We start from the raw sequence: 16,897 nt of genomic DNA, 5'->3' as shown, positions 1-16,897 counted from the left end.
GATCCGCCCATGGCCAGCCTCGAGCAGTATCACGCCAAGCGCAATTTCAAGAAGACGGCCGAACCAGCCGGCAAGGTTTCGCGCGGCAAGAAAGCCGTGCCGGGTGGCATCTTCGTTATCCACAAGCATGCCGCCACCAGGCTTCACTACGACCTTCGTCTCGAGCACGGCGGCGTGCTGTGGAGCTGGGCGGTGACGCGAGGCCCGAGCCTCGACCCGCACGAAAAGCGGCTCGCCGTGCATGTCGAGGACCACCCGATCGACTATGCGCCGTTTGAAGGCACCATCCCGAAGGACCAATATGGCGGCGGCTCGGTCATTGTCTGGGATGAGGGAACTTGGGTCCCCGATGGCGACCCGGCAAAGGCGATGAAGAAAGGCCATATCAGTTTCGAACTGCATGGCCACAAATTGCATGGCGCATGGCATCTGGTGCGGCTGAAGCCGCGTCCGGGCGAAAAGCGTGACAACTGGTTGCTGATCAAATCCGACGATGCCGCCGCGCGTCCGGGCGAGGACATTTTGCAGGAGGCGCCGCAATCGGTGAAATCCGGCCTGACCATTGAGGAGGTCGGCGAAGGCAAGACCGCCCACGGCAAGAAGCCAAGGGTCTGGCAGTCCGACAGGCCGGCTACCGGCAAGAAGGCAGTCGCGGCAAGGCGGCTCGAATTCATCGAACCGGCGCTCGCAACGCTGGAGCGGGACGCGCCGCCCGGCAAGGACTGGCTGCATGAGGTGAAGTTCGACGGCTATCGCATGCAGTCGCAGCTTGCCGGCACCGAGGTGCGGCTTTTGACACGCGCCGGCCTCGACTGGACCGACAAATTCGGTGGCGCAATTGTCGCGGCACTTGGCGGCCTGAAATGTACCGATGCGATCATCGACGGCGAAATCGTCGTGCTGGCGGATAACGGCGTCTCGTCATTCTCGCTGCTGCAGCAAGATCTGTCGGCGGGCCGCACGGATCGTTTCATCTACTACGTTTTCGACCTGTTGCGTCTCAACGGTGAGGATATCCGTTCCGAGCCGCTGGTCGAGCGCAAGGAAAGGCTGCGCACTTTGCTCGCCGGACAGGCCGAGGATCAGGCCGTGCGCTTCAGCGACCACTTTGCCGAGCCCGGCAAGATCATGCTGGAGCATGCTTGCCGGCTGGGGCTCGAAGGCGTCGTCTCCAAGCGTGCCGATGCGCCCTACCGCAGCGGTCGTGTTCCCTCGTGGGTGAAGTCGAAATGCACGGCGCGCCAGGAATTCGTCATCGGCGGCTATATGCCGTCGGACAAGACCGGGCGCGGCCTGCGCTCGCTGCTGGTCGGCTATCACGAGGGCGGCAAGCTGCGCTATGCCGGCCGCGTCGGCACCGGCTTCACGGCCAAAAGCACCAACGAGTTGAAGAAGAGGCTTGATGCGCTAAAGACGACGTCCTCGCCCTTCGACAGGGCGGTGCCAAGGGGCAAGGGGCTGGTCTGGGTCAAGCCCGAACTTGTCGGCGAGGTGGAGTTTCGCAGTTGGACGTCGGACCGTATAATACGCCACGCGTCGTTCCAGGGACTGCGCGAGGACAAGCCGGCGGAGGAAGTCGTGCAGGAGAAACCGAAAGCACACTCAGCGCCGGCAGAGCAGCCCAAGGCAAAGCCCGCCAAACCCGCCGGGACGGCGAAAACGTCGGTTACGCTGTCTCGCCCGGACAAGCTTCTGTGGCCGCAGGAGAAGGTATCGAAGCAGGATCTGGTCGATCATTATGCACTGGTCTGGCCGCGCATGAAGCAATTCATCATCAACCGGCCGCTCAGCCTTGTGCGGGCGCCGAACGGCGTCGGCGGCCCACGCTTTTTCCAGAAGCATGCCTCAGCGGGCATGAGTGAAAAAATAGCCGTGATGAAGGATCCGACGGACGGCGAGGAAATCCTGTTCGTCCGCGATTTCGACGGCGTCGCGGCGCTGGTGCAACTGGGCGTCGTCGAGATCCACATCTGGGGCTCGACCACCAACGAGCTGGAAAAACCCGACCAGATCATCTTCGATCTCGATCCGGACGAGGGCGTCGACGTGAAGGCGGTGCGTGCCGCGGCGCTCGATATCCGCGGCCGGCTCGACGAACTGTCCCTGCCGAATTTCGTCAAGACCTCGGGCGGCAAGGGCTATCATGTCGTCGTGCCGCTGAAGCCGTCGGCGGATTGGGACGAGGTCAAAGGCTTCGCCCATGAGTTCGCCCGAGCGCTCGAACAGGCCGCGCCCGACCGCTACACGGCGACGCTGTCGAAGAGGGCGCGCACCGGCAAGATTTTCGTCGATTATCTGCGCAACGGCCGCGGCGCCACCACGGTTGCGCCTTATTCGTCGCGCGCCAAAAAAGGCGCCACGATATCGATGCCAGTGACCTGGGCGGAAATCGAGGCCGGATTGCCGCCGAACGCCTTTCCGATCGGCGACAAGACGACGCTGAAGCGGCTCGGGCAAGCCGATCCCTGGGCGGATTTTTTCAAGCAGGCCAAGCCGCTCAAGCGCGGCTAATGCATGTCGCGCAAAAATGTGCAGCGGTTTGCGACAACGACATGCTTCAAAACAAAAAGATACAGCGGTTCGGCGTTTCCGTGAAACGACGAACCGCTCTAGCGCATTGAAGCGAGCCGTCAGGCGAGAAACGTCGTCTCGAAGGCCTGCTTGCCTACCGGTGAAAAGATCACGGCACGGCTGTCCTTCTCGCGCCGCGCCCATTTCTCGGCGAGGATCTTGTCGAGAATGGCGGCGCCCAGCGTGCCGGCGAGGTGCGAACGCCGCACGCTCCAGTCGAGGCAGGCGCGGCACACCGGTCGCCGCGCTTTGGTATGGATGTCGATGCCGATCGCGGCGAAATGCGAGGCGGCCGACGGCCCAAGCTGGATCACCTTGTCGTCGCGCAGGAGCACTTGTCGAGCCACAAGACGGTCCAGCATCGCCACCGCCCGCTCGCCGGCGAGGTGATCGTAGCAGACCCGCGCCACGCGCATGGCCGCGTCGCGAGGGCCGGGTCGCACCCTCTGCGGTCCGACCGCAGCGGCAACGCCGGTGATGGCTTCGATCATTCCCGCCACCTGCGGGCCTGCGAGGCCGTAATAGCGGTGCCGCCCCTGGCTCGCCAGTGTCAGCAGCCCGCCTTCCATCAGCTTCGACAGATGCGAGCTCGCTGTCGGAAGCGACACCCCGGCTTCGAGTGCCAGTTCGCTCGCCGTCAGTGCCGTGCCGCCCATCAGTGCGGACAGCATGTTTGCCCGCGCCGGATCGCCCACCAGGCTGGCAATTCGGGCTATGTCAGGTCCTTCGCGCATAGTTCGTTCCTCATCGAAGCATCCTCGTCAGATAAAGCATTAGTCTCGATGCAAATCAAGGAGACAACGATGCCTGCAAGGACCATTCTCAGCGCCGCGCCTGCTCGCCGGCCGTTCCCGTTCATTGTCTTGCGCCGCTTGCGGCTGCGGCTCCTGAAGCGGATGGTACGACCGTCATTTGCAGCGTCTCGACCTCGCCGAGATCGACGATCATCTGCTGCGTGACCTTGGCCTGACACCTGAAGACGTCCGCCGCGAATGCGCGAAATCGTTCTGGCAGGCATGATCAGCGAGGGATTTGCCTAGCATATCGACCTTCGGAACGTTTCGATCCGGCTCGAACTGTGACCGCAAGAAAACATCCACCGCCAAGGAGGCGAAAATGACCATCACCTGCTTCATCCGCTACGAGATCGATCCGTTCGGCAAGGCGGCGTTCGAGGAATATGCACGCAATTGGGGCCAGGCGATCCCGCGCTGCGGCGCCGATCTGATCGGCTATTTCGCGCCGCACGAAGGCTCGGCCAACACGGCTTATGCCGCCTACAACATCGACAGTCTTGCGGCCTACGAAGCCTACCGCGCCCGGCTCGCCGCCGATCCCGCCGGCAAGGCGAACTACGAGTTCGCCCGACGGGAAAAATTCATTCTGAAGGAGGACCGCATCTTCCTCAAGCTGGCCTCCGGGCCGCATGCTCCTTTGGTGAAGCCATGATCGCCGTCATCTTCGAGGTCGAGCCGGCGGCGGGCAAGCGCGATGCCTATCTCGGCATCGCCGCCGACCTGCGCCCACTGCTCGACGGCATCGACGGTTTCCTGTCGATCGAGCGCTTCCAGAGCCTTGCCGATCCGAACCGCATCCTGTCGCTGTCCTTCTGGCGCGACGAGGACGCGGTGAAGGCCTGGCGCAACACGCAGGAACATCGGCAGGCGCAGAAGGCCGGGCGCGGCGGTATCTTTGCGGACTATCGTTTGCGCATCGCCCATGTCGTGCGCGATTACGGCCTGACCGAACGCGCCGAGGCGCCTCAGGACAGCCAGGCGGTAAATGGTTAAGGACTGTTAGGCATTCCCGATCAGCACCCCTGCCGCAAACACCAGCGCGCCACCCAGCACCACCTGGAAGGCGGCGCGCCAGAATGGCGTCTGCATGTAGCGGTTCTGCACGAAGGCGATCGCCCACAGCTCGAAGAAAACCACCACGGCGGCGACAATGGTCGCCGTCCAAAAAAGCGGGATTAGATAGGGCAGCGCATGGCCGAGCCCGCCCAGCGTCGTCATGACGCCGACGGTCAGCCCGCGTTTTGCCGGCGAGCCGCGGCCCGATAATTTGCCGTCGTCGGAAGCCACCTCGGTGAAACCCATCGAGATGCCAGCGCCGATCGAGGCGGCAAGCCCGACCAGAAAGGTCTGGAACGTATCATGCGTGGCAAAGGCGGCGGCAAAGATCGGCGCCAGCGTCGACACCGAGCCATCCATCAGCCCGGCCAGCCCCGGTTGGACATAGGTCAGGATGAACTGGCGCTGCTCGGCTGCCGTTTCTTCGTCCTTGACCGCGCCCGGCACATGCTTTTGCTCCAGCCGCTGCGCCAGTGTCTCGTGGCCCTGTTCTGCGATCGCCAGGTCGTCGAGCAGCTTTCGCGTCGACGCATCGCCTGTGCGTTTGGCCGCCTCGATATAGAACAGGTAGGCCTGCCGCTCCATGGCCTCGGCTTGGCTGCGCACATGATCGATGCCGAGCGGCCTCACCAGCCAGTCCGGCTTGCGTTCGTAATAGCCCTTCACATGTTCGCGCCGGATCAGCGGTATGCGCTCGCCGAAACGCTTGCGGTAAAGCTCGATCAGCGAATCGCGATGGCCGTCCTCCTCCTCCGCCATCTCCTCGAACACCTTGGCCGATTGCGGAAAGCTCTCCGCCAGCCCGTCGGCATAGGCGCGATAGATGCGCCCGTCATCCTCCTCGGAGGAGATGGCGAGCGCCAGGATCTCCTGTTCCGAGAGCGATTCAAAGGGACGGCGGCCGAAGCCGAAAACGCGGGAAAGCATGAGAAATTCACCCTAGTTTAGAATAGTTCTAAACTATGACCTCGCACGTCGCCGGTCAATCGTGTGCGCTCCACTCATGCTCAAAAGGTACAGGCTTCAAAATCCCGAACACATCGCCGTTGCTATCGGCAAACGTTCACTTATATAACCGAATCTCAACTAAGAGAAAGGAACGCCGCAGATGCCGGAAAAACAGCAGCTGTTTGATCCCAAACCGGTTCTCGACCTTATCGCTAATATCGAGGCGGATCTGCAGCGCCTGAAAGGCCTGGTCGAGCAGCAGGTCGAAAAATTTGATCCCGCCAATCCGCACAACAAGGCTCCCGACGGCAAGTTGACCGAGGAGGGCGTCGAGTGCTGCTATCGGCTGTTCGACGAGGGCAAGTCGCGCTATTCGGTCGCCCAGCAGATGAAGATCTCCTTCGCCGCCGCCACCCACCGCTTCAACACCTGGCGCAAGATGGGCGGCCCCAAACGGCAAAAGACGCTGTTGGGGTGAGGAGCGGCAGGCTATGCCGCTCAATCGACAACGATTTGTCGACTGAAGCGACGAATGCATGGCAGAGGGCCGAGGAGGCGGTGGGGACAGTCACGCCCCACTCTCCTGCCTCCAAGGACGAATTGTAACGGTCACATTTTTTCATTGGTGCGCCGCCTCCCTTTCCGTGCAGCATAGGCGGTCTCATCTCTTGCAGGACCCTAGCCATGACCACCCCTCCCGGCATCGCCGATATTCACAGCGCAGCAGCGCGATTGTCCGGACTGATCGTCGAAACGCCGCTGATCGAATCGCCGGAGTTGAACAATCGCTTCGGCGCCAGGATACTGTTCAAGCCCGAGACGTTGCAGCGCACCGGCTCGTTCAAGTTCCGCGGTGCATACAACAAGCTCTCCTCGCTCTCGGCGGAAGAACGCGCCCGCGGCGTCGTCGCCTTCTCGTCGGGTAATCACGCGCAAGGCGTTGCCGCCGCAGCGGGGATGTTCGGCGTCAAGGCCGTCATCGCCATGCCCGCCGATGCGCCGGCGATGAAAGTCGGCAATGTCAGGAAGATGGGCGCGGAAGTGATCACCTTCGACCGGGTCCGCGACGATCGCACTGCCGTCGTCCGTTCTTACGTGGAAAAGGGCATGGTCCTGGTGCCGCCCTACGACGATCCGGCCATCATCGCCGGCCAGGGCACGATCGGCCTCGAATTGATGCGCCAAGCAAGAGCGCTTGGCGTCAGCCTCGATGCGGTAGTGGTTCCCTGCGGCGGCGGCGGGTTGAGCAGCGGCATTTCGATCGCGGTCAAGGACGCCTCGCCGGGCACCGCCGTCTGGGCCGTGGAACCCGAGCATTTCGACGACACACGCCGTTCGCTGATCAAAGGCGCCAGGGTGTCGAACGCGCCCGGCCACACCTCGATCTGCGATGCCCTTCTCGTCGCCGAGCCCGGCGCGATCACTTTCGAGATCAACCGCAGGAATCTCGCCGGCGCCATCGCCGTTTCCGACAGCGCGGTGACACAGGCGATGCGCGACGCTATGGCTTGTCTGAAGCTGGTGGTCGAACCTGGCGGTTGCGTCGGCTTGGCCGCGCTGTCGTCAGGCGAAATCGACCTTGCCGGCAAATGCATTGCCGTGGTGCTCTCCGGTGGCAATGTCGATCTCAGCACCTATGCCGAGATCATTGCTGCCGGCTAGGATAGCAACCAGTTCCAGCTCATGTGCCGATTCGAGGTGCTCAAGCGTCCCTTGCACCCGGTCGAACCGGTACCCTTCAAAGACTGAGATCAATGAAACTGTTCTTCAGCCGCAATACCAATCCTCGCCTCGCCGTCGCCGTGGCACGGTATCTCAACGCCAAGGTCGAGTTTGAATTCGCCTCTCCCTTCGCTCCGGGCCAGGCCGAGCGATTTCGGCCGCTCAATCCAAATCTTTCATTGCCCATCCTTATAGGTTCAGGAAAAAGCCTCTGGGAGGCCGACGCCATAGCCTGTCGGCTTTCGCGCGATATGCATTCGGATTTCTGGCGCGCTGGCGACGACGAGCCCGAGATGATCCGATGGCTGAGTTGGGGGAAAGAGAACTTCGCAAGAGCCTGCGATGTCGTGCATTTCGAACGCGGGACCAAACAGCGCTATGGGCTCGGCCCGATAGATCAGGCGCGGGTTGAGGAGGGCCTTAGCGACTTCCGGACGGCCGCTGCCATACTTGATGCCGAGCTTTCCCAGCGAGAATGGCTGGTCGGCGCTTCGGTTTCCTATGCCGACTTTCGAATGGCGACGTTTCTGCCCTTCAACGATGTCGCCCGATTGCCGCTCGATGACTATCCCTCTGTCAGTCGCTGGTATCTTCAACTCGAAGAAATCGACGCCTGGCGCGATCCCTTCGAAGGGCTCAATGCGCCTGAATTGACACCGGTCCCGGGCCAGGCCAAGTCCGTGTGAATCTCGATCATTTGCACAAGCGGATCGAGTTCGACCCTAATCCAGCGTCCGGCGGAACCGCACCAGCGCAATACCGGCGAACAGCGCCACGAACACCACCAGCCAGCCGATTTCCGTTGCCACCGCCGGCAGTTCGGCGCCCTTCAGCATCACCGCGCGGATGATGCGCAGGAAGTGCGTCAGCGGCAGCACCTCGCCAAAGACCTGCGCCCAGTCCGGCATGCCGCGATAGGGGAACATGAAGCCGGACAGCATGATCGACGGCAAGAAGAAGAAGAAAGTGAGCTGCAGGGCCTGCATTTGCGTGCGGGCGATCGTCGAGATCGTGTAGCCGAGCAGCACCAGCGCCAAGACGAAGATAAGGACCGCCGTCAACAGCAGCGACATCGATCCGGTGAAGGGGATGGCAAACAGAAGCTTCGAGGCTGCCAGCACCACCAGCACCTGCACGGCGCCGACCGCCAGATAGGGCAGCACCTTGCCCAGCATGATCTCGAGCGGGCTTGACGGCATCGCCAGAAGGTTCTCCATCGTGCCGCGCTCGGTCTCGCGCGTCAGCGCGATCGAGGTCATCATCACCATCGTCATCTGCAGGATGACGCCGAGCAGGCCGGGCACGATGTTGTATTGCGAGACGGCTTCCGGATTGTAGCGCCGGTGCACCACCACCTGGAGCTGGCCCCGGGCAGCCTCGGCCGCCGTTTCCTGCATGCCGCGTGCCCTGAGCAGCGCCTGGTTGGCGACGGTGCCGAGCGTCGAGATGGCGCCGCTGGCGACGGCCGGATCGGTCGCATCCGCCTCGATCAGAATCTGCGGGCTGTCGCCGCGCTCGACCCGCCGGGCAAAATCGGCGGGAATGGTGACGACGAAGGCGACGTCGCCGCGCGCCATCAGGAATTCGGCTTCGGCGGCACTTTGCGCGACGTGGTCGAAGCGGTAATAGCCGGTGGTCTGCAGCGCCGAAACCATGGCTCGTGTGTAAGGATCGCTGCTCATCGCCACCAGCGCTGCCGGCAGGCTCTTCGGATCGTTGTTGATGGCATAGCCGAACAGCACCAGCTGCATCAACGGCACGCCGAGCATCATGGCGAAGGTGATGCGGTCGCGCCGCATCTGGATGAACTCCTTGATCAGCAGCGCGCCTAGCCTGGCGAACGAAAAGATGCTGTTTGTCCCATTTTTCATCCCATGTTATCCTTCGAACCGGACATGAACTGGATGAACACATCCTCCAGGCTGGTCTCGCCGGGCGTCACCGTAACGCCCTCGTGCTCTTTCTCGACATCGGCGAGCGCTGCCTGAAGTGCCGTCCTGTCGGAGCCGACGACATGCAGCGTCGCGCCGAACGGCGCCACCTGGTCGACGCCGGGGCGGCCATGAAGTGCGGCAGCGACCTGATCGAGCCGCGGCCCTTGCAGGACGAAGGTGGTCAGCCCGGCATTCCTCACCACGTCCTCGACCGTGCCGGCGGCCAGCATCTTGCCGTAGGAGATGTAGCTGATGCGATGGCAGCGCTCGGCCTCATCCATGTAATGGGTGGAGACCAGCACGGTCAGGCCGCCGCTCGCCAGCCGGTGGATCTCGTCCCAGAATTCGCGTCGCGCTTTCGGGTCGACGCCCGCCGTCGGTTCATCGAGCAGCAGCAGTTTCGGCTTGTGCATGATGCAGGCGGCCAGCGCCAGCCGCTGCTTCCAGCCGCCGGACAGGGTACCGGCCAACTGGTTCCTGCGCGATGTCAGGCCGAGCGCCTCAAGCGTCTTAGCCACGTGCTCGTCGAGCGGCTTCAGCCGGTACAGCCGAGCCACGAATTCGAGATTCTCGCCGATCGTCAGATCTTCGTACAACGAGAATCTCTGCGTCATGTAGCCGACTTCGCGTTTGATCCGCAGGCTGTCGGTGCGGATGTCGAAGCCCAGAACCGTGCCTTCGCCCTCATCCGGCGTCAGCAAGCCGCACATGATGCGGATGGTCGTCGTCTTGCCCGAGCCGTTCGGCCCGAGGAAGCCGACGATCTCGCCCTCGGCCACAGCCATAGTCACATGGTCGACGACGGTCTTGTCGCCGAAGCGCTTGACCAGGCCGTGCACGTCGATGACGTTCATTTTCTGATGTCCGCCACATCGACGTCGACGATCTGCCCGGGCTGCAAGGCGCTGGCGTCGCCCTCCGGCCGCGCTTCGACCAGATAGACCAGCTTTTGCCGGGTCTCGAGCGAGTAGATCACCGGCGGCGTGAACTCCGGATCGGGCGACACATAGCTGACGCGTGCCTTCACGCCCGACCCGCAGCCGTCGCAATGGACGTTGAGCAGCGTGCCGACGTTGACCGACGAGAACGCGCTTTCCGGCACATAGACGCTGAGCTTCACCGCGCCGTCCGGCAGTATCGAGATAACCGGTGCCGTCGGCCCGGCCGTATCGCCGGGATTGCGGATGACGTCGTTGACCCGGCCGGGCGAAGGCGCCGTCAGCACGCGCTTCGACAGCCGCCACTGCGCTTGCTCCAGCGCCGATTGCGCCTGCCTGACCTGATTGTCGGCGGCCTTGATAGTCTCGGGCCGTGCCGGCAGCCCGCCGACCGCGAGATTGGCCTCCGCCTGGCCGACCTGCGCGTTGGCCGTCTCGAGAGCCGCGGAAGCCGTGTCGTAGTCGGCCTGCGTGCCGGTGCCGCGTTTGAACAAATCGCTGGCGCGGGTGTATCTGCGTTTGGAGTCGGCGGCTTGTGCTTTGGCCATGTCGACCTCGGCCTTGAGCACCGCGATCTCTTCCGGCCGCTTGCCGACCTGCAGGTCGGCAAGTTGCGCCTGGGCCTGCGCAAGCGCCGCCTCGGCTTGTGCGATGGCGATCTTGGCGTCGGCGTTTTCCAGCGTCACCACCGGCGTGCCGGGCGCGACGCGGTCGCCTCGCTTGACCGCAATCGTCTCGACCTGCGCCACCTCGATCGGCGCGAGCAGCACATAATCGCCCTCGACGTAGCCGACGGCGAGCGGTGCTGCCGGCGCGCAGGCGCTGAAAAGCTGGGCGGCAAGCGGCAAAGAACAGAGCAGGCTCATGATCCACGATCCTTCCGGACAGCCAAATCGCGCCGAGCTAAAATCGCGCTGAGATTGTCGGTTATTGTTGCCGCGATCTTGCCGGCCTCGTCGTCGCCGATCTCGCGCCAGCCCATCCGGCGCATAACTGCCTCGCGGCCGATGCGGAAATAGACGACCTGGCCGATCAGCGTGAATACGGTGAGTTTAGTGCGCTCGCTCTCGGCCGGCTCGCCCGTCGCCTGTTCCCAGATCAGGCAGAGTCGGTGATGCGCCGGTTCGAACACGCCATCATAGATACGGTCGAGCGCGGCGGTTGGATGAGACAGCTCACGCAGGACGAACTGTACAATCTCGCCGGCTTCCGGCCTTGCCGCGATGAAGGCGACCATCCGCTCCAGTGCGACGGCCAAATGTGCCCGCGCGGCCTCGTCGTCCGCCAATGCCGCGGCCGGCGCTTGCAGATTGCCGATCGCCTGGCCGGCAACGGTCTGGATGGCGTCGACGATGTAGTCGGCCGCCGCGTTGCGGAGCCCTTCCTTGCCGCCGAAATGATAGGCGATCGAGCCGATATTGGCCTTGGCCTCAGCCGCGATCTGGCGCGTTGACGTGCCGTCGAAACCCTGGCGTCCGAACAGCTTCAGCGCCGCGCGCACGAGTGCCGTCCGCGTCATATCCGCGGCGGTCTTGGGCGCCTCATGAGGAAGGCCGCTGGCGCTGGGCGATTTGATCATGGCCAACAATTTAATCAATCGAATGATTAAAGTCAAGTGCGGTCAAGCGGCTTGCCAACTCTGGCCGTGCGCGCTTTAGTGCCTGGCCATGGGCAAGGAAATCGAGCGTAAGTTCCTGGTCTCAGGTGAGGAATGGCGGGCAATGGTCGAGGCGGACATTCATATCCGTCAATTCTATCTAGTCGCCGAACCCAGCCGCACGGTGCGTGTGCGCATCAGCAACGATGCGGCCGCCAAGCTGACGCTCAAGTTCGGCAGCCAGGCACGCGAGCGCGATGAATTCGAATATCCGGTACCTTTGGCGGAGGCGCAGGAGATGCAGGCCTTTGCCATCGGACATGTCATCGAGAAGACACGCCACCATGTTAGACACCGCGGCTATCGCTACGAAGTCGATGTCTTCGGCGGGACGCTTGCGGGGTTGGTGATCGCCGAGCTCGAGACGCCGGATGATGTACAGGACGAAATGCTGCCACATTGGCTCGGCCGTGAAGTCACCGGCGAGCCGAGATTTTACAACGCGTCGCTCGCCCTTGGGGGGATTCCGGAGATCGTCGCATGAGCTTTCGTATCGATCCGCGCATGTCGCTGACCGGAGAGGTCAGGCGCATCTTCGCCGAGGAGATCGGCAAGGCGCTTGTCCATCTGGACGCCGCGCGTGACAGGCCCGAACAGGGGCTGCACAAATGCCGCAAACGGCTGAAGAACGTCCGCGCCTTGCTGCGCCTTGTCCGTTCCGGAGACGAAACATTCTGCGTGACGGAGAATCAGTGCTACCGCCAGGTGGCGGCCCTGCTTGCCGGCCCGCGCGAGGCGACCGCACTGGTGGAAACAATCGACCGGCTGGCGGCAAGCTTTCCCGAGCAAAGTGCCGGCGATGGCCTCGGTGCCGTGCGTGACAGGCTCGTCGCGCGCCAGCATGAACTGCATGGCGGAGCAGGCCTCGATGCTGCGATAGGCGCGGCGATTTCCGCTTGCGAGAAAGGTGTCGCCCGGATCGACAAGCTCGCTCTGCCCGACCAGCCGGAGCAGGCTGCCGACGTGCTCGCCGAAGGCGCGCGCACCACTTTGCGCCGCGCCAGGAAAGCGCTGGATAAGGCGGCTTCGCGCGGCCAAGCCGATGACTTTCACGATCTGCGCAAGGCGGCCAAGACGCATGGCATGCACCTGTCGCTGCTTGGCAGGCTGTGGCCGACGCCGATCAAGACGCGGCGCAAGGCCGTCGACGAATTGGGCGAGCGGCTTGGCGAGCTCCACGATGTGTTCGTCATGCGCGCGCTTATAGATGCCGAGGACCAACCGCTCGGCCCCCCTGAGGAGACGCGGTTGCTTGCCAAGCTGCTGAAGCGCTCGGAAAAGGGCCTGAAAAAGACCTGCCTCGCCGAGGCGGCCGAGCTTTTCGGCGACAGTCCGAAGCGCTCGACGAGGAAGCTCGCCCGCAAGGTGCGCGAAGATCTCACAGCGGCACCGCAGCACGAAGACGCCGGCGCGCCTGGCGTGGGCTGATCATGGTCTAATTTGCCGCCCTGTGGTAATCGCCGTCTGGCATGACCGAGCCCGGCGACACGCTTCTGACCGACTTGGCCGCTGGCTTGCAGGCCGGCTGCAGGAGGAATCGTCCGGCTACGAGCCTTACACGCCGTCGGATGCCGAAACGCTGCGCCGCACGCTTGAGCCCGGCGACATCCTGCTCATCGAAGGTAACCAGAAGATCTCGGCGGCGATCAAATACCTCACCCGGTCGACCTGGTCGCATGCCGCCTTCTATGTCGGCGATGCATTACCGGAGCCGGAGGACGGATCGGAGCGGCGGCGCCTGATCGAGGTCACGCTCGGCGATGGCTGCATCGCCGTGCCGCTGTCGCGCTATCGCAGCTACAACACCCGCATCTGCCGTGCGAGTGGCCTGGCTCCGGATGACCGCGAAGCGGTCGTCGCGTTCATGATCGGCAGGCTCGGTCTCAGATACGATCTCAAGAACATATTCGACATGCTGCGCTACTTCTTGCCGCCGGTGCCGGTGCGCTGGCGCCGCCGCATGCTGGCTTTCGGTTCCGGCGACCCGACGCGCGCCATCTGCTCGTCGCTGATGCCGAGGCCTATGGCCTGATCCGCTACCCGATCCTGCCGGAGATTACCCGGGCGCCTGGCCGTGCCTCGGCCCAGTCGAGCTATTCGCGCAGGGAAATCCTGCACATCCGCCATCACTCGCTCTACACGCCGCGCGATTTCGACCTGTCGCCCTATTTCCGTATCGTCAAGCCGACGCTGGAATACGGCTTCGACTACCGGCAGATGGTCTGGGATGACAAGCCCAGGATTGCCGATGCCGAGACAAGGGCTCAGGGTGGCGGCTAGGCCGGTAGCTTTGCGGCGGCCCGGCCGGGTGTCCGCGCGCCTGCGTCGCGCGGATGCGGCCCGATCGGCATGATCACCGGGAACGGCGTTGCGCCGAACGCGAACGTCCATTTGTAACCGACCAGCCCGTCTTCGGGCGTCGTGTGCTGATCGTGATGGGCAAGCAATTTGGCGCGCTCCGCCAATTCCTCAGCCTCGCGCTTGATCATTTCCGCCGTTTCCGGCCGCATCCGCCTGGAGAAGCTGACGAACGTCGCCTCGCGCTCAAGATGGGTAATGGCCCAGCCGATAAAAGTCTTGTTGGTCATCTCGAACAGCGGCCGCAATGGCCCGTCGAAATTCCACTGGATCGGCGCCTCGACCAGCAGCCTCGCCGACAGGCCGCGACCGAGCGCGATAAGGCCGAGTTCCTCGAGGTCGCGCAAATAGAGGAACATCGAAGCCTCGCTCAATCCTTGTGAGCGCATGATGCCTTCCGGCGTGAATTTCTCGGAAAGCATGACAAAGACGAACAGCAGTGCCGGCCGCCCGGCGAGCTTGCGCTCGATCTCCGGCGCGATCTGGTTGGCGGGTCCTGGTCCTCTGTTCATAGAGCCGAGCACGTTCTCCAACTCTACGCCGGCGGCAATGCAGATCTCCATCAGCCGGTCGAGCTTGCAGTTGCGCTCGTGGAAGATGCGCTTCACCGTAGGCTCGGAAACACCCATCCGCTCGGCAAGGACGCGATAGGTGATGCCCTTTGCCTTAAGCGTCCGCTTCAGCGCTTCGAAGATCAGGCCGTTCATGGGATGCACCTCTTTTGCACGATTTGGTATCAGCCTTCGGTACTAGTCCTGATAGATCTTCCCGAAAAGTATCGAAAGGCTTAGCTCTCCGCCAGTCCATTACAGGAGACTAGCCATGAAGAGCCTCTTCACCTCGATACTTCTCGCCTTGGTCGGCATCGCGGCCGCGCCGGCAGTTCAGGCCGCTGAACTCTGGCGCACCGGCGGCCTCGAGCAGCCTGAATCGGCGCTGTTCGACGCCGCCGGCCAGCGCGTTATCGTCTCGAACATCGTCGGCAATCCCGGCGAAGCCGACGGCAACGGCTATCTGTCGATCCTGTCGATGGACGGCAAGCTAGTCACGCAACGCTGGACCGACGGCATGGACGCGCCCAAGGGCATGGCGATTGTCGGCGGCAAACTCTACGTCGCCGACCTCACCCATGTGCGCGTCGTCGATCTCGCAAGCGGCAAGCTAACATCGACGATCGACGTGCCGAACGCGGTCTTCCTCAACGACGTGACCGCCGACGCGTCCGGCAAGATCTACGTCACGGATATGCTTGCCGATACGATCTATCGCATCGACGGCGACCGGCCCGAACTGTTCGTCAGGGATGCGGCGCTTGCTTCGCCGAATGGTATCTTCGCCGATGGCGGCCGGCTGATCGTCGCTTCGTGGGGCAAGGGCATCAAGCCCGACTTCAGCACCGCGGAGCCGGGCGGCCTGCTCTCGGTCGATCTTGCTACCAAGGCCGTTTCGCCACTGGCTGGCGCGGAAAAGTTTGCCAACCTCGATGGCGTCGTCGCCATCGGCGGCAGCATCTACGCCACTGCCTATATGACCGGCACGCTCTACCGCTACAAAGCCGGCGGTACGCCGCAAGTGGTTGCGACGTTCAAACCGGGCAGCGCCGACATCGGCACCGACGGCAGGTCGACAATCTTCGTGCCGCTGATGAACGAGGGCGAGGTCTCAGCGTTGGGCCTCGACTAAGCCGGCAGTTGCCGGCTCAGGCGGCGGGCGCGGCTTTCCTCAGCTGCGCCCGCGCATCCGTGATCGAGGCGGCATAAGTCACCAGCGGCCGCTTGACACCGTGGTTGATCAGCATGCGGCGTATCCTGCGGTGAAGCGCCTGATATAATGAAGCGAACGCCGGCGCGGCTCGCCTTGTGGGCCGCACCCTCGATGACATTGGCTGCCGTCGAATCGAAGAACGGCACCGCCGAACAGTCGAGGATGAAGTTCCGGCGCTGGCGCGGTCGGCGACGTCTTCCTGCACCAAGGATTGATGGTCTGCCTCCAAACATGCAGCACTCTTTGCCAGCCGATGCGCAGTCATGCTACAAACCTCGGCATCGTTTGGCGGGACATCCACTGCGATCCCGAATGCACAGGCACGACTTCAAAAGGATGAGCGGGTGAAGATATCCAAAGCGTTGGCGACCTCGACAGCCTTGCTGTCGATGGTTTTCCTGCTGGCAGGCTGCGGTCATGGCCTGATCAATAGGCTGATTTGAGTCAGGTGCCGTCGGCCCGCCCAAGCCATCGCTGCAGGAACCGTGCCGCAAGCCAGCACAGCATCGCCCAGGCAAAGCCGGCGCACCAGCCGGCCAATACGTCGGACGGCCAGTGGACGCCGAGATAGATGCGGCTGATGCCGACCACCACCGTCGTCAGCACCGCCAGCCCGAGTACATAGATCTTCGTTGTCCGCCCGGGCAAAAACCGCGCCGCCATGCTGCCCAGCGTCAAATATGTCACCGCCGACAGCATGGCGTGGCCGCTCGGAAACGAAAGCGATGCCACATCGGCGAGATGCGAGACCAGATCAGGGCGCGGTCGGTCGATATCGAATTTCAGCACGCTTGACAGGAGCTGGCCGCCCGCTACCGCGACGAACATGAGAAGCGCCGCGCCTGGCCTGCGGATAAGGAGCAGATAGACGATCATTGCTGCCGTGATCAGCACCAGTACGCTGGCGCTGCCGAGGCTGGTGATATCGCGCATCGCCCCTTCCAGCCACGCCGGTCCGATCGGATTGTCGGGCTGCCCGGCCTCGCGGAAGGCAAGCAGGATTTCGGTGTCGAAGGCATGCGGCGTGGTGGCCCGCGCCAGCTCCATCAGCTCCTCGAACCCCCACAGCCCGCCGGCAATGACCAGCCCGGCCAGCAGAACCGGGAACTCCAGCCAGTTGCGCAGTCTGCTTGCAATCTTCTTCATCGGCCC

At 63.2% G+C, this 16,897-nt stretch carries 18 protein-coding genes and 2 pseudogenes; 11 read left to right on the top strand and 9 right to left on the bottom strand.

Annotation, left to right across the window (positions count from 1 at the left end; all coding sequences use genetic code 11):
- Window positions 1-9 precede the first annotated feature (9 nt).
- Entirely contained in the window at window positions 10-2,511 is a 2,502-nt protein-coding gene (gene ligD, locus NKI58_RS11770) for a DNA ligase D (protein ID WP_352787033.1), read from the top strand.
- A 119-nt stretch (window positions 2,512-2,630) separates the two neighbouring features.
- Here ligD and NKI58_RS11765 read toward each other — a convergent pair whose 3' ends face one another.
- Window positions 2,631-3,305, bottom strand: a complete 675-nt coding sequence (locus NKI58_RS11765) for an ArsR/SmtB family transcription factor (protein ID WP_023678998.1) — start codon at window positions 3,303-3,305, stop codon at window positions 2,631-2,633.
- 178 nt (window positions 3,306-3,483) lie between these two features.
- On the opposite strand from NKI58_RS11765, the gene NKI58_RS11760 reads away from it, so the two are divergent.
- The 3 genes from NKI58_RS11760 to NKI58_RS11750 all read left to right on the top strand — a co-directional run bounded on the left by NKI58_RS11760 (window position 3,484) and on the right by NKI58_RS11750 (window position 4,361).
- Window positions 3,484-3,591 carry a DUF1127 domain-containing protein gene (locus NKI58_RS11760; RefSeq protein ID WP_352787034.1) on the top strand — a complete coding sequence of 36 codons (108 nt, stop codon included), beginning with the start codon at window positions 3,484-3,486 and terminating at the stop codon, window positions 3,589-3,591.
- Window positions 3,592-3,687: 96 nt separating this feature from the next.
- Window positions 3,688-4,020, top strand: coding sequence for an NIPSNAP family protein (locus NKI58_RS11755; protein ID WP_352575317.1), 333 nt, complete (start codon window positions 3,688-3,690; stop codon window positions 4,018-4,020).
- Window positions 4,017-4,361 (top strand): antibiotic biosynthesis monooxygenase family protein, encoded by a 345-nt coding sequence (locus NKI58_RS11750; RefSeq protein WP_352575316.1) that lies wholly within the window; start codon window positions 4,017-4,019, stop codon window positions 4,359-4,361. Before NKI58_RS11755 ends, NKI58_RS11750 begins: the two co-directional genes overlap by 4 nt.
- A 6-nt stretch (window positions 4,362-4,367) precedes the next feature.
- On the opposite strand, the gene mbfA is transcribed toward NKI58_RS11750, so the two are convergent.
- A complete protein-coding gene (gene mbfA, locus NKI58_RS11745; RefSeq protein ID WP_352451856.1) occupies window positions 4,368-5,351 on the bottom strand; it encodes an iron exporter MbfA in 984 nt (327 codons plus the stop codon).
- Window positions 5,352-5,532: 181 nt separating this feature from the next.
- Between mbfA and NKI58_RS11740 the strand changes: the two genes are divergently transcribed.
- The 3 genes from NKI58_RS11740 (at window position 5,533) to NKI58_RS11730 (ending at window position 7,780) form a co-directional block, all read left to right on the top strand.
- On the top strand, window positions 5,533-5,850 hold the full coding sequence (locus NKI58_RS11740) for a hypothetical protein (protein ID WP_023679003.1): 318 nt from the start codon (window positions 5,533-5,535) through the stop codon (window positions 5,848-5,850).
- Between the two features lie 206 nt (window positions 5,851-6,056).
- Window positions 6,057-7,034 carry a threonine ammonia-lyase gene (locus NKI58_RS11735; protein WP_352787035.1) on the top strand — a complete coding sequence of 326 codons (978 nt, stop codon included), beginning with the start codon at window positions 6,057-6,059 and terminating at the stop codon, window positions 7,032-7,034.
- A gap of 92 nt (window positions 7,035-7,126) precedes the next feature.
- Window positions 7,127-7,780, top strand: coding sequence for a glutathione S-transferase family protein (locus NKI58_RS11730; protein WP_352787036.1), 654 nt, complete (start codon window positions 7,127-7,129; stop codon window positions 7,778-7,780).
- A gap of 36 nt (window positions 7,781-7,816) precedes the next feature.
- Here NKI58_RS11730 and NKI58_RS11725 read toward each other — a convergent pair whose 3' ends face one another.
- From NKI58_RS11725 to NKI58_RS11710, 4 genes are read right to left on the bottom strand one after another with little or no spacing between them, the layout of a single operon-like run.
- Window positions 7,817-8,965, bottom strand: coding sequence for an ABC transporter permease (locus NKI58_RS11725; protein WP_352787037.1), 1,149 nt, complete (start codon window positions 8,963-8,965; stop codon window positions 7,817-7,819).
- Window positions 8,962-9,882, bottom strand: coding sequence for an ABC transporter ATP-binding protein (locus NKI58_RS11720; RefSeq protein WP_352787038.1), 921 nt, complete (start codon window positions 9,880-9,882; stop codon window positions 8,962-8,964). The genes NKI58_RS11725 and NKI58_RS11720 overlap by 4 nt, the downstream gene beginning before the upstream one ends.
- A complete protein-coding gene (locus NKI58_RS11715; RefSeq protein ID WP_352787039.1) occupies window positions 9,879-10,832 on the bottom strand; it encodes an HlyD family secretion protein in 954 nt (317 codons plus the stop codon). The genes NKI58_RS11720 and NKI58_RS11715 overlap by 4 nt, the downstream gene beginning before the upstream one ends.
- Window positions 10,829-11,545 (bottom strand): CerR family C-terminal domain-containing protein, encoded by a 717-nt coding sequence (locus NKI58_RS11710; RefSeq protein WP_352825231.1) that lies wholly within the window; start codon window positions 11,543-11,545, stop codon window positions 10,829-10,831. The genes NKI58_RS11715 and NKI58_RS11710 overlap by 4 nt, the downstream gene beginning before the upstream one ends.
- Before the next feature lie 88 nt (window positions 11,546-11,633).
- On the opposite strand from NKI58_RS11710, the gene NKI58_RS11705 reads away from it, so the two are divergent.
- The 3 genes and pseudogenes from NKI58_RS11705 (at window position 11,634) to NKI58_RS11695 (ending at window position 13,903) form a co-directional block, all read left to right on the top strand.
- The gene (locus tag NKI58_RS11705; RefSeq protein ID WP_023679010.1) at window positions 11,634-12,107 is read left to right on the top strand and encodes a CYTH domain-containing protein; all 474 of its coding nucleotides are present in this window, start codon (window positions 11,634-11,636) and stop codon (window positions 12,105-12,107) included.
- Window positions 12,104-13,051 (top strand): CHAD domain-containing protein, encoded by a 948-nt coding sequence (locus tag NKI58_RS11700; RefSeq protein WP_352787041.1) that lies wholly within the window; start codon window positions 12,104-12,106, stop codon window positions 13,049-13,051. The genes NKI58_RS11705 and NKI58_RS11700 overlap by 4 nt, the downstream gene beginning before the upstream one ends.
- Before the next feature lie 41 nt (window positions 13,052-13,092).
- A pseudogene (locus NKI58_RS11695) lies at window positions 13,093-13,903 on the top strand (C40 family peptidase).
- Here the strand turns inward: NKI58_RS11695 and NKI58_RS11690 are convergent.
- A complete protein-coding gene (locus NKI58_RS11690; protein ID WP_352724840.1) occupies window positions 13,900-14,688 on the bottom strand; it encodes a helix-turn-helix domain-containing protein in 789 nt (262 codons plus the stop codon). The pseudogene NKI58_RS11695 and the gene NKI58_RS11690 overlap by 4 nt on opposite strands.
- A gap of 115 nt (window positions 14,689-14,803) precedes the next feature.
- On the opposite strand from NKI58_RS11690, the gene NKI58_RS11685 reads away from it, so the two are divergent.
- Entirely contained in the window at window positions 14,804-15,664 is an 861-nt protein-coding gene (locus NKI58_RS11685) for an SMP-30/gluconolactonase/LRE family protein (protein WP_352787042.1), read from the top strand.
- Window positions 15,665-15,680: 16 nt separating this feature from the next.
- Here the strand turns inward: NKI58_RS11685 and NKI58_RS11680 are convergent.
- A pseudogene (locus NKI58_RS11680) lies at window positions 15,681-15,930 on the bottom strand (sodium-independent anion transporter); the annotation flags it as partial.
- A gap of 259 nt (window positions 15,931-16,189) precedes the next feature.
- Complete coding sequence (locus NKI58_RS11675; protein WP_352571569.1) at window positions 16,190-16,891, bottom strand: phosphatase PAP2 family protein; 702 nt, start codon at window positions 16,889-16,891, stop codon at window positions 16,190-16,192.
- Between the last annotated feature and the right edge of the window lie 6 nt (window positions 16,892-16,897).

The organism is Mesorhizobium sp. M0522, from assembly GCF_040321085.1.
Classification (GTDB): domain Bacteria; phylum Pseudomonadota; class Alphaproteobacteria; order Rhizobiales; family Rhizobiaceae; genus Mesorhizobium.
Note: the sequence above shows the minus strand (reverse complement) of the source record. Positions and strands in the feature narration are given on the sequence as shown.

Coding starts and splice junctions, on each gene's coding strand:
- NKI58_RS11675 (WP_352571569.1), bottom strand. CDS start 16,891: ATGAAGAAGATTGCAAGCAGACTGCGCAACTGGCTGGAGTTCCCGGTT.
- NKI58_RS11730 (WP_352787036.1), top strand. CDS start 7,127: ATGAAACTGTTCTTCAGCCGCAATACCAATCCTCGCCTCGCCGTCGCC.
- NKI58_RS11750 (WP_352575316.1), top strand. CDS start 4,017: ATGATCGCCGTCATCTTCGAGGTCGAGCCGGCGGCGGGCAAGCGCGAT.
- mbfA (WP_352451856.1), bottom strand. CDS start 5,351: ATGCTTTCCCGCGTTTTCGGCTTCGGCCGCCGTCCCTTTGAATCGCTC.
- NKI58_RS11755 (WP_352575317.1), top strand. CDS start 3,688: ATGACCATCACCTGCTTCATCCGCTACGAGATCGATCCGTTCGGCAAG.
- NKI58_RS11740 (WP_023679003.1), top strand. CDS start 5,533: ATGCCGGAAAAACAGCAGCTGTTTGATCCCAAACCGGTTCTCGACCTT.
- NKI58_RS11765 (WP_023678998.1), bottom strand. CDS start 3,305: ATGCGCGAAGGACCTGACATAGCCCGAATTGCCAGCCTGGTGGGCGAT.
- NKI58_RS11700 (WP_352787041.1), top strand. CDS start 12,104: ATGAGCTTTCGTATCGATCCGCGCATGTCGCTGACCGGAGAGGTCAGG.
- NKI58_RS11735 (WP_352787035.1), top strand. CDS start 6,057: ATGACCACCCCTCCCGGCATCGCCGATATTCACAGCGCAGCAGCGCGA.
- NKI58_RS11725 (WP_352787037.1), bottom strand. CDS start 8,965: ATGAAAAATGGGACAAACAGCATCTTTTCGTTCGCCAGGCTAGGCGCG.
- NKI58_RS11705 (WP_023679010.1), top strand. CDS start 11,634: ATGGGCAAGGAAATCGAGCGTAAGTTCCTGGTCTCAGGTGAGGAATGG.
- NKI58_RS11720 (WP_352787038.1), bottom strand. CDS start 9,882: ATGAACGTCATCGACGTGCACGGCCTGGTCAAGCGCTTCGGCGACAAG.
- NKI58_RS11710 (WP_352825231.1), bottom strand. CDS start 11,545: ATGATCAAATCGCCCAGCGCCAGCGGCCTTCCTCATGAGGCGCCCAAG.
- NKI58_RS11715 (WP_352787039.1), bottom strand. CDS start 10,832: ATGAGCCTGCTCTGTTCTTTGCCGCTTGCCGCCCAGCTTTTCAGCGCC.
- NKI58_RS11685 (WP_352787042.1), top strand. CDS start 14,804: ATGAAGAGCCTCTTCACCTCGATACTTCTCGCCTTGGTCGGCATCGCG.
- NKI58_RS11690 (WP_352724840.1), bottom strand. CDS start 14,688: ATGAACGGCCTGATCTTCGAAGCGCTGAAGCGGACGCTTAAGGCAAAG.
- ligD (WP_352787033.1), top strand. CDS start 10: ATGGCCAGCCTCGAGCAGTATCACGCCAAGCGCAATTTCAAGAAGACG.